General features: G+C 55.6%; 9 protein-coding genes, 1 pseudogene and 1 CRISPR repeat array. All 10 genes and pseudogenes read left to right on the top strand.

The genetic code is table 11. The features are described from left to right. Positions 1-31 precede the first annotated feature (31 nt). Positions 32-2,122: direct repeats of the CRISPR family, unit length 30 nt; unit sequence GTTTCCAGCCTACCTACGAGGGATTGAAAC. Positions 2,123-2,243: 121 nt separating this feature from the next. After that, on the top strand, positions 2,244-2,639 hold the full coding sequence (locus HPY90_RS13285) for a hypothetical protein (protein ID WP_287195172.1): 396 nt from the start codon (positions 2,244-2,246) through the stop codon (positions 2,637-2,639). Beyond that, the gene (locus tag HPY90_RS13280; protein WP_287195171.1) at positions 2,599-3,777 is read left to right on the top strand and encodes a Card1-like endonuclease domain-containing protein; all 1,179 of its coding nucleotides are present in this window, start codon (positions 2,599-2,601) and stop codon (positions 3,775-3,777) included. The genes HPY90_RS13285 and HPY90_RS13280 overlap by 41 nt, the downstream gene beginning before the upstream one ends. An 81-nt stretch (positions 3,778-3,858) precedes the next feature. Beyond that, positions 3,859-4,185, top strand: a complete 327-nt coding sequence (locus HPY90_RS13275) for a hypothetical protein (RefSeq protein WP_287195170.1) — start codon at positions 3,859-3,861, stop codon at positions 4,183-4,185. A gap of 276 nt (positions 4,186-4,461) precedes the next feature. Next, positions 4,462-4,722 (top strand): double zinc ribbon domain-containing protein, encoded by a 261-nt coding sequence (locus HPY90_RS16210; protein WP_353733671.1) that lies wholly within the window; start codon positions 4,462-4,464, stop codon positions 4,720-4,722. A gap of 169 nt (positions 4,723-4,891) precedes the next feature. After that, a complete protein-coding gene (locus HPY90_RS13270; RefSeq protein ID WP_287195169.1) occupies positions 4,892-5,440 on the top strand; it encodes a nucleotidyltransferase domain-containing protein in 549 nt (182 codons plus the stop codon). After that, positions 5,437-5,907, top strand: coding sequence for a HepT-like ribonuclease domain-containing protein (locus HPY90_RS13265; RefSeq protein ID WP_287195168.1), 471 nt, complete (start codon positions 5,437-5,439; stop codon positions 5,905-5,907). The genes HPY90_RS13270 and HPY90_RS13265 overlap by 4 nt, the downstream gene beginning before the upstream one ends. A 350-nt stretch (positions 5,908-6,257) precedes the next feature. Continuing rightward, positions 6,258-7,235, top strand: coding sequence for a M48 family metalloprotease (locus tag HPY90_RS13260; RefSeq protein ID WP_287195167.1), 978 nt, complete (start codon positions 6,258-6,260; stop codon positions 7,233-7,235). 279 nt (positions 7,236-7,514) lie between these two features. Further along, positions 7,515-8,510: a DUF4236 domain-containing protein gene (locus tag HPY90_RS13255; protein ID WP_287195165.1), complete on the top strand. Its 996-nt coding sequence runs from the start codon at positions 7,515-7,517 to the stop codon at positions 8,508-8,510. 230 nt (positions 8,511-8,740) lie between these two features. Next, the gene (locus tag HPY90_RS13250) at positions 8,741-9,970 is read left to right on the top strand and encodes a TIGR02710 family CRISPR-associated CARF protein (protein WP_287195164.1); all 1,230 of its coding nucleotides are present in this window, start codon (positions 8,741-8,743) and stop codon (positions 9,968-9,970) included. 82 nt (positions 9,971-10,052) lie between these two features. Continuing rightward, a pseudogene (locus HPY90_RS13245) lies at positions 10,053-10,545 on the top strand (hypothetical protein); the annotation flags it as partial.

Genomic DNA, 10,545 nt, shown 5'->3' with positions numbered 1-10,545 from the left:
GAAATGGATCAGTGGGAGGAAAAAAAATTAGGTTTCCAGCCTACCTACGAGGGATTGAAACCTCTTTTACCAGCCTTCCCGCGTCCGAGATCCAAGCGTTTCCAGCCTACCTACGAGGGATTGAAACGACTCTCCACCTGGTTGTGGAGAATCCAGCCACTGCGTTTCCAGCCTACCTACGAGGGATTGAAACCTTCGGCAGGCTGCTCGAAAAAATTTTTCTATAATTGTTTCCAGCCTACCTACGAGGGATTGAAACTCCGTAAGTTCAAGCTGGGCAATCGGCCGGTATTCCGTTTCCAGCCTACCTACGAGGGATTGAAACTACCTGAAAAATCTCTCGGAAAACGACTTCAGAATCGTTTCCAGCCTACCTACGAGGGATTGAAACGCAATAACCAGGGAATCCGCCGTTGTCACGATTTCCGGTTTCCAGCCTACCTACGAGGGATTGAAACCATACGATATAATATAATCAGAAACTTGACAACTGAGTTTCCAGCCTACCTACGAGGGATTGAAACCTTGGAACACGCGGCCGTTGTTTCGATCGTTGTTTTGTTTCCAGCCTACCTACGAGGGATTGAAACAATAGGTTTCCCAACTCCCCAGGGAGCTGATCTATGGTTTCCAGCCTACCTACGAGGGATTGAAACTGTAATAGATAAATTGCTTGGGTTAAGTTCTTTTCTCTGTTTCCAGCCTACCTACGAGGGATTGAAACAGTTGCGGAGAGATTTCTCTCTTGCGTGACTTTCACGTTTCCAGCCTACCTACGAGGGATTGAAACTCCTCAAACACGCCTGCGCTACAGGTTGCGCAAACTAGTTTCCAGCCTACCTACGAGGGATTGAAACGGGAGTAGCGGGAGTCAATCTCTCTTGCGGATACCAGTTTCCAGCCTACCTACGAGGGATTGAAACAACTTCTCGTTGGCGCAATCATAAAACACGGCTTCGGTTTCCAGCCTACCTACGAGGGATTGAAACGTTCCCAGAATTCTCTTTAATTCTGTAGCGTTTCTCGTTTCCAGCCTACCTACGAGGGATTGAAACACGTGGGATGACGTAGACCTTGAACACGGATTGATAGTTTCCAGCCTACCTACGAGGGATTGAAACGGAGTAGCATTAACCCCGCACCATGAAGCCAGGCGCGTTTCCAGCCTACCTACGAGGGATTGAAACAGGAAGTCTGCAAGATCGTTAGCAAGATCGAACAAGGTTTCCAGCCTACCTACGAGGGATTGAAACACTTTATGGAAAATGTGTGGTATGATGGAAAAAAATGCGTTTCCAGCCTACCTACGAGGGATTGAAACTACTGCGGGAAAGCCTCCCGCAGTAAACGCCAGGCAGTTTCCAGCCTACCTACGAGGGATTGAAACAACAATACCATGATCCAGTATCTTCTCTTTTCCGCCGTTTCCAGCCTACCTACGAGGGATTGAAACGTGATCACCTCATCGGCGAAGTCACCGGTCCGCACGGGTTTCCAGCCTACCTACGAGGGATTGAAACAGTACAACCTCTACGGGAGCATCCCTGTGAGCAACTGTTTCCAGCCTACCTACGAGGGATTGAAACAGGAACTCCCCGAAGGCCGCGAGGACGGCGTCCCCCGGTTTCCAGCCTACCTACGAGGGATTGAAGCCAGTGCAGGATAGTCGCATCAGAAAGTTGTTCAAAGGTTTCCAGCCTACCTACGAGGGATTGAAACACGCGATAGCGTCGACCGCCTTGTGGTACTCGTCGCGGGTTTCCAGCCTACCTACGAGGGATTGAAACCAGCTCTGCCGGCGCTCCTAATAGCATTAACTGCCTGTTTCCAGCCTACCTACGAGGGATTGAAACTAATCTGTAGGGCGGTGTACCGTCCACACCTGCCCAGTTTCCAGCCTACCTACGAGGGATTGAAACCGCACCAGGGGTCGGGGCCCAGCTTCGCCCGGTCAATGCGTTTCCAGCCTACCTACGAGGGATTGAAACCAAAGATAAGACAAGCGGAACAGCCCGCAAACTAAAGTTTCCAGCCTACCTACGAGGGATTGAAACACGCGATAGCGTCGACCGCCTTGTGGTACTCGTCGCGGGTTTCCAGCCTACCTACGAGGGATTGAAACCCGCTCTGGCGCCGGAAGCCCTGTACGTTCCGGATGCTGGAAGGTTCCGCCGCCATTTGGCGCTCATCAAGTACTGCGTTGAAAAGGAACTCATCAACCAGGCCGTCCTTCTGGGGCGTGAGTGGCTGGTCAGCTGAGTCGGCCTGGCAGGTGGGAGAGGAAGGATGGCGCGACCGCGACGTGCACGAGAGGAAGCAGGTATACGCGGCTGAACCGGGCAATGCGCCGGCGGGCGGCCGTGGAGGATGCCGCCTTTGGCCGTGCTGTGTGGACAGAAGGTAATGAGAGCGGACGGGAAGCCCAGAACGGGACCGGTGTTCTACCTTGGTACCACAACCTGTCGCAGGCGCACGAGGTGGCGGAGCTATTATGGTGGGTGACCAGTCTGTGCAATGACGTAGCCCATTGTGCGATGAAACGACAGCCCGGCTTACCCGCAAGCATCCGCGAGAGGACAAAGCAGTTGGTGCGGTGTTTTGACGGGTTGCTTACAGTTAGTATTCTTACTTGTGCGTAAGGAGGGTCCGTCTTTGCGTGCCATGATTGCCCTCGTCAGCGAGCAACGCATGCAAAACGTCATTCCCTGCTACCAGGCTTGCGCCGCCTATGCCGAGGTGCACCTGGTACGCTCGCTTCAGGCCGACGACCCCGGCTTGCCCCACTCCAGAGCCCGGCTGGACACCATCGGGGTGCTGGAGCAGGTGACCAGGGTCGTCGACATCGAGCCGGCAGTGAATGCCTTTGACATCGAGGCAACGCGCGCTGCCGTCGGCCGCGCCGCGGCCGACCTTGCGGGTCGCGGGTTGGAACCAGTGGTGAACTTCACCGGCGGTACAAAGTGCATGGCGGTGGGTGCCTACCTGGCGGCGGTTGAAGCCGGATGCGCCGGCCTATACGTAGATACGGAAAATGAACGGCTGCTTTGGTACTACCAGGGCGGCCGGATGGTAGCGGAGCCCTTCGCCCTGGAGAGAGTTGACGTACCCTTGTATCTGAAGACCTATGGGCTCACGGTCAGCCAGCACGGCCATCCGGAACGAGTACGCAGGCTGGCGCCATTACTGGATCTCATCCTGGCATTCTGGCCGCAGTGCACGCCCTGGCTGGAGGAATGGAGTCAGAAGGTAAAAGACCACAAGAAAAATGCCCTGCTAAAACCAGCCGAGGAGCCGGGGCTGTTCGAGGAACGGTTTCTGGGCGGATTGGTGGAGGCCGGTCTTCTGGAGAGAGAGGCCGGCGGCCTGCGGCCCACGGACGACGGGGTGCGGTTTCTGACCGGAGAGTGGCTGGAACTTCTGGTGTACCACCTTTTGCGGCGGCATCCCGGGGCACGGGGGAGAGGATTCGACCACGTCTGGTGGCAGGTGAAGCTCGCCGGTGTCGAAAACGAGCTGGACGTTGCAGCTACGGGCCGGGGCCGGCTGGTGGTGATTGAATGCAAATCCGGCGACCCGGGCGGGCAAGACACTTTGAACAAACTTCAGGCGCTGCGCCACCGCCTGGGGCTGTTCGCACGGCTGTGCTTTGTTACCAGCCGCCCGGCCGAGGGGGTGCCGAGCGCCTTCCGGGAGCGGGCACGGGAATACGGAATCAAAGATATCATCACCCGGGAAAATCTTCTCGACATCACAGCTCTCCTGGCGGGCCGCCCATAAGGGCGGGGGCAACGGCATGTTCTTTATCATTACGCACAACTTTTCATTACGCGCAACTTTCTTGTAAAGGGGGTACGATCAATGAGTGACAGCGTGAACAGCGGGAGGGGCGGAACATCGCGGGTTTTCCGGATCCTGCTTCCAGCAGGACTCATCTTGGCCCTTGCGGTCGGTTTTGTCGGTGGTATCCGCTTTGAACAGCGTGTTCTGAGTGCAATGCAAACCCCGCAGGCGCAGTCTACAAACAAACGGGGCGCCGCGGAGAAGCCGGCGGAACCGGACCAGACGAGACAGTCCGCGGTGACGGAAAGCGGGACAGGCGAAGCAACTTCCGGAGGAGACGGGTGGTGGCAGCGAAGCCTTGAACAGGACAGCACCGGGTGGTCAGACGGTCGATCTTTTCAGTGACCTGACACCGTTCAACGGCATCAAGCTGGCGGAAGGGGTGGTGATCAGCGGCGTGTGCTACGACAAGGGATACAACCTTGCGTAGGACGCCGACCCGATACGCTGGAATCTTGCCGGGCGATTCCGCGGACTGACGTTGAGAGCGGTTTTCTTTGGACTCCGTCCGGCGAACCTGGTGTATACGGACACGAAGAGCGTTTACCGGGGCCGAAACGACGGGAGAAAGATCGACCTGACGCGCGTATACGCTCCGCGCTTCCAAAAACAGTAGCCTCAATGTGCTGGTTGTTGGCATCAAAAAGACTGGCACGCTGGGCCTTCCTACATTTCCCCGGCAAGCTGTTCTCTGGGGGGAAAGGCGAACTCTGCCCTTATTGTTACGCACCGGCGCTTGACGAGGATCTTTACTGTCCCGGCTGCGGTCGCAAGTCACCCCTGGCGCGGCTCTGCCCGGCCTGCGAGAATCCTGCGACACTAGAGGATCGGTTTTGCTACCACTGCGGTCACAACCTGAGGGTGGCCAACAATAGCAACTAGACAGCAGCAAACAGCTTCAGAGGAGAGAAATCGGTATGCCAGGGTGAGCGATATGTGACACCGTCGACCTTCCCGGGGCAAGTTTCCAGCCTACCTGCGAGGGATCGAAAACCCCCCCTTGCCCTCTAGCCCCTTCGCGTGCTATTCTGTAGTCACGGAGGTGACTACAATGGAGATCGCGAGCATCAGGGAATTCAAGGCGCGCGCCAGCGAGTTCATCCGCCAGAGGAAGCCCGTGCTGGTCCTCCGGGGCGGCAGGCCCGCGGGTGTCTTCGTCCCGTGGGAGGACATAGAGGCCGAGGACGAGGTGCGGCGGGCGGCGCTCAGGGCCCTGGCGGAGAAGATCGCCGGAGAGCGAGCGCGGAAGGGGATAAAGGAGGAAGAGGTGCGGGAAGACTTTGCGGCTTTCCAGAAAGGTTGCCGCGGTATGGCACTTGAGGAGCTCCTTAAAGAAAGGCGCGAAGAGATCCTGCGCATCTGCGCGGAGTACGGCGCGCGCAAGGTGCGAGTTTTCGGCTCACTTGCACGCGGCGAGGCTGACGAAGGAAGCGACATCGATTTCCTGGTGGAGATGGAGCCCGGGCGGAGCCTGTTCGATCTTGGCGGTCTCCAGCAGGAGCTGGAAGACCTCCTGGGTTGCCGCGTGGATGTCATCACCGAACGGGGGCTCAAGGCACGCATCCGGGGGCGGGTGCTTCAGGAGGCCGTGCCGCTGTGAGAGAACCGAAAGAGCGCCTGCGCGACATCCTGGAGGCCATCGCTGCCATTGAGCGCTACCTCGGCCGCGGCAAGGCTGCCTTTAAACAAGACGAGCTCCTTCAAGGATGGTTTGTCCGCAGCCTGCAAATCATCGGCGAAGCCGCCCGGTCAATACCGGAGGAGGTGCGCGCTCTTGCTCCGGAGATAGAATGGCCGAAGATCATCGGGATGCGGAACGTCCTGGTCCACGGCTACTTCGAGATTGATACGGAAATCGTGTGGAACGCGGCCAGCCGTGACGTGCCTGCGCTGAAGCCGCTGGTCGAAAACTTTTGCAACAATTGGAGAAGCAGGGCCCGACAACGTAGAGGCAGTTTTCTTTGCGGCCCGGCCTGGGGTAAGGCCGGGCCGCTGTGCAGATCGAATCTTCAAAGGAAAGGAACAACAGGAAGGATTTTCTTAGATTTGTGTCGAAAATGCTTTTAGGTTAGCTACAAGGGGTTGGAACCGCCACGATTTACGATAACCCGCGCATGCCGCAGGAAGTTCCTGCCTGTCTACGAGGGATCGAAACCTCGAGAATGTTGCCCTGTTTCATGGCAGCCTCCTCTTTTTTCCAGCCTACCTGCAAGGGATTAAAATGAATATCCTTTCGTGCGCCTCGCTGACGTGCCTAAAGTTTCCAGCCCGCCTGCGAGGGATTGGAACCAAAGCGGGTATGGCCTTGTTGCGTGTGATAAGGCAAGTTTCCAGCCTACCTGCGTCTGCTCCGCGGACCGCTACTGCTTTTACTGCGGGCAGCATTTCTAATTTTCAATTTCGGGGAGGGATTACACGTGCCTTTTTGTGTGAAATGCGGCATACCAGTGACGGAAGGAGCGGTAAGCTGTCCGGGCTGTGGCTTTGACTTCGGGGGAAGCCGTACGGCAGCGCCGTCCGGTCCCGGAGGCCATCTGCAGGCCTTTGCGCCAGGCCCTAGACTGGCGGTCGATCCGGGAACCCTGCGCCACCCGAAGGAAGTGCTCTATCTGACCATCACCGCCGTCATCGGCGGTCTGGTTTGGCTGCTTCTCGTATGGTTTGCCTGGCTATATCTCATTCCTCTGGCCGTGGTGTCCTGGCTGGTTGGGCAGTACTTTAAGGCGCAGATCTACGGCAATGCCGTGCGGGTGAGCGAGGAGCAGTTTGCCGAGTTGCACCGTATGGCGGCCCACATGGCGGCGGAACTCAAGCTGTCCCGTGCCCCGGAGATCTTTGTCCTGAGCGGCCAGGGTGCCTTGAACGCCGTGGCTATGAAGTTCCTCTCCGGCAGATATATCTTGGTGTACGGCGAACTGGTTGATCTGATGTTGAGGAGGGGCGCTTACGATGATCTGCGCATGATTCTGGGGCACGAACTGGCCCACCACGCCCTGGGACACGTCAGCATCTGGAAGAACCTGCTGGTGGGCCCCGCCATGTTAATCCCCTTTCTGGGGGCGGCTTACAGGCGTGCCTGCGAATTGAGTGCGGACCGCGTGGGCATGGCCCTTTCGGGCGATGCTGCGGCCGCCCAGCGAGCCCTCCTGGCCTTGGCCCTGGGTAGTGAGGCGCTGGCAGCCAAGGTTGACCCCGAGGCCTTTGCAGCCCAGGAGCGCTACGTGCCTCCTGTCATGGGCTTCATCCGTGAGCTTTATGCCACTCACCCCCGCATGACCAGAAGGATCATTGAATTAAAGGAATACGAAAAGCGTGGGGCTCTAAGGTGCGTTGCTTCCGGGACGGTAGCGCAGGTTGCCAAGATGGACCGGACAAGCAGGTTAGATATTTCTTGAATATGGTTAACTTGATGACGGGGAGTTTCCAGCCTACCTACGAGAGATTGAAACTCCTCAGCTCGACTGCTCCTGGAGCTTCCCCCACGATGTTTCTAGCTTACCTATGAGGGATTGAAACATCATTGAGTGGTGGGACTTTAAGTCTTCTTTGGAGGCTGTATATTGGTGCCGCCCGGGCCTTCCTCCTGTTGTGGTGCTGTCGCATGCTCTGCATAGTGCTCCCCGCTCCTACTTCAGGTGCGTGTTGGCGGAAGAGATAAACCAGAGGTGGTCTAATTGGGCTGGAGGTTTCGAAAAAGCATTAAGATCGCAAAGGGCGTTCGCCTGAACTTAAGCAAACGTGGTCTCGGAGTAAGCGTCGGGGGGAAAGGTTTCCGGGTAGGCATTGGCCCTCGCGGCGCTTATACCTCAGCAAGCATTCCCGGAACAGGTCTTTATTCTATCAACTATTTCGGAAAACGGAAAAGCAGAGACTTACCGAAAGCTGCACAGAAGGCCTCTGCCCCGCCTGAAATTGAAGGTTATAATGTTGACATGCCTCCAGAGTTGGCCGGTAGTTCAACTTCTACAGCCCTTGGCTGCTTATGGTTTTTGATATCTGTAATGTTCCTCTTTATTTGGTGGCCCTTAGGTGTTGCAGGCATTGTAAGCCAAATAGCATGGTCGGCCAGGTCCTTTAATTCACCCACTGGAAAGGCCAAGAATTATTTTCTGCAGGGCAAAATGGCTCTCCAAAAAGGTGAATGGCAACCGGCTTTAGAAGCCTTTTTAAAGGTCTTGGAAGTTAAACCAGAAGTTAATTCATTATGCCGCGAGGTAGCCTTTTTATATCGGCGCTTGGATAATCCGGAAGAGGCAGTAAAATACTTTGAAAAATATCTTGCAAGTTATCCTGAGGATGCCGTAACCAGGTTGAATTATGCTGTTACACTGGGGACTGTTAGACAATACCAGAAGGCCATTGAAGTCTTACAAGGGCTGCCACTTGAAATGAAAGAAGAATTAGCAGTAATAAATGCATTAGCCTCTGCTTTTCTCGGTTTAAATAAGCCCGAGTTGGCGCTGGAGGTTCTAGAAAAAGGACCTGTTCGTAGCAGAAAAAGCATGGACGAACAAATGAAGTTGTTCCGTTATTTGTTAGGACTGACTTATAAACAGTTAGGGGAAACCGAGAAAGCTTTAAAGCAATTTTACAAGATATATGCCGAAGACACCGATTATGAGGATGTCAGAGATCTTTTAAAAGAGTTGAATCCTTCGTTCGGGGGGTAGCCACATGAGAAAACACTTTATGACAGGCGATCCCGGAACAAAGATTGGTCCCGGGAGCTACTGGCGAGCATTCAGTAATTCTCCAATTCTCCTCGGTTGTTCTTGCTGATCCGGTTATCGTAGAGAGGTTGGACACGCCCTGTGATGTCCTTCCGGTGAAGATTGTGTTTACTTTTCGCGGTAATGAGACAGTTATTGGTTCATTTTTGAGAGGGGGTTGAGGATCTTTTATGGCCCGGGTGCTGATCCTATCTGTCGGGGGTTCGCAGGAACCCGTAATTAATGCCTGCAGGGAGTACGAGCCCGATTTTATCTATTTCTTTTGCTCGGGTGGCAAACAGGCCAGTAGCGTTGTGGTGGATGAGACGAAAGAGTCTATTGTTAATTCCCTGGGGATTTCCAAAGAGGACTGCGGCGTTAGGTACGACAAGGTGGTTGTTGAGGACCCTGACGACCTCGAGTTGTGCTACCGTACCCTCAAAGATTTGCAAAAAGAAGTCGAGCGGCGTTTTGGGGAAGAAACAGAGGTCATTGCCAACTATACTGGGGGAACCAAAACCATGTCGGTTGCCCTTGCGGTTGCGGCGCTTCTCAATGCCCGGTGGCAGCTTTCGCTCAATAAAGGCCCCCGCGTCGATCTCGTCAAAGTCAGGGGCGGCGATCTGCCGGTTTTAACCGACAAGACAGAGTTCTCGTTAGAGTTTTGCCTTGCCCAGGTAAGGAACTTCCTCGGGAGGTACGAATACGACGCTGCAGAGAAACTGCTGGCACAGGTGACGCGTCACCAGTATCTTTCCAGGGATCAGGAGCAGAGGGTCCTGCGGTGGAGGCGGCTCTGTCAGGCATTCTTCGCCTGGGACATTTTTGACCATAAAAGAGCTCTGACCTTGCTCCGGTCATCCCCAAGCAGAGCGGTTGAACCTTTTATTAACGCTCTTCTTGACATAACTGGCGCGTCCCGCGGAGCGACCGGGTACGAAAAAGTCCTCGATCTTCTCTACAACGCCGGGCGGCGGGCCCTCCAGAGCCGCCACGATGATGCCGTGGCGAGGCTTTACCGCGCCGTTGAACTGCTGGCCCAAACAAGGCTGAAGCAAAAGTGGGAAATTGAAACTGGAAAGGTCGAGCTTGATAAAATACCGGAAGGCGTACGGGAATTCTACAGGAATCTCCAGGGTGGGGAAGAGAAACTGCAACTCGGGCTGAGGAATGCCTATCGTCTCCTGGCAGACCTTGGAGATGAAGTGGGGAAGATCTGGCAGGAACGAGAAAAGACCTTGCTTTCGGCCCTGGAGAAAAGAAACTATTCCATTCTAGCCCACGGCACAGAGCCTGTAGGCGAGGAAGATTACAGGAAATGGTCTCAAGTATACGAAGATTTCATTAACAACGCCCTCTCCTTTCTTGGTATTCGGACAAGGTGCCTCCAGCTTCCTCGAGAAGAACTTTTAGAAATGTAGCTTCAGCTTCTGAGAACCGGTCCAGCTTCTTTGCTCGGTTAAACTCGTTCAGAAAAGACCAAAGGATGAGAGGTGTTCCGAAATGAAGCTCAAGCGCCTGTTCCGGCTGCCTGCAGTGATCCTGGTGTCTGCGCTGTGTTTGATCGTTCCGCTGTATTTGATCGTTCCGGCGTCTGCTCTGGGGCGTCTGGTGCCAGCGGCGGCGCACCCGGAAACTGCCGCCCGGGCGGGAAGTCCTGTGGCGGTGAAAACCGTGCAGGTATCCGGCTGCACTGTGGCGATGATTTCCGCCGATCTCTCAAATCCCCGTCTTGAACTGCGGCCGGTGCTGGCCGGCGGAAAAACAGGCTGCACCGCCGAACTCGCGGCGATGGCCCGGTCTGCAGGCGCCGTGGCTGCCGTCAACGGCACCTTTTTCAACGCCTACAGCGACATGACGCCCTGGGGAACAATCGTCATCGACGGGGAAATGCACCGCGCCGCCGGGGATGGGGGCGCCGTGATTGTTGCACCAGACAACAGGGTGTCATTTGCCCGCCTGGAGGTGGAGATCAAAGGGGGAATTAACGGAAGCG

The sequence above is a fragment of the Syntrophothermus sp. genome (assembly GCF_013314835.1).
GTDB classification, from domain to species: domain Bacteria; phylum Bacillota; class Syntrophomonadia; order Syntrophomonadales; family Syntrophothermaceae; genus Syntrophothermus; species Syntrophothermus lipocalidus.
This window is presented reverse-complemented; position numbering and strand designations above follow the sequence as displayed.